The sequence below is a fragment of the Leucobacter japonicus genome (assembly GCF_001273855.1).
Taxonomy (GTDB): domain Bacteria; phylum Actinomycetota; class Actinomycetes; order Actinomycetales; family Microbacteriaceae; genus Leucobacter; species Leucobacter japonicus.
The window spans coordinates 1-366 of sequence record NZ_JHBX01000036.1 but is presented as its reverse complement, the minus strand read 5'-3'; the positions used below and the strand labels follow the sequence as shown (position 1 = coordinate 366).

Below are 366 nucleotides of genomic sequence, written 5' to 3'. Positions count from 1 at the left end.
GAGTACGCTCGTGGTCGCGGACGCGGTGACCGGTTCGGAATGTTCACGGGAGACGCCGCGTTGAGGATGCCGTGGAGCATGATCCTTCGGATGGGATCGCGCTCGGAAGGGAGAATGCGGAATGGGGTCGGACCTGAGCGGGCCGGAGCGGGACATCGACACGGAGATCGGGGCGGAGGCGCTCAAACGGGCGTTCCGGGAGCACCCGACGGGGGTCGCGCTGATCACCGCGCAGACGGCGGAGGGGCCGGTGGGCCTGACGGCATCGAGCGTCGCCTCCGTCGGCATCGACCCGCCGGCGATCTCGTTCTCCGTGACGCGCGCGACCGGCAGCGCCGGGGGAATCCTGGGCGCCGACAGCTATCT

Annotated in this window: 1 protein-coding gene; it reads left to right on the top strand. The window is 70.2% G+C overall.

Features of this window, described 5'->3' with window-relative positions:
• Positions 1 to 121: 121 nt before the first annotated feature.
• The coding region (locus tag AMS67_RS00100; protein WP_241487941.1) for a flavin reductase family protein at positions 122 to 366 on the top strand (245 nt) is incomplete at its 3' end.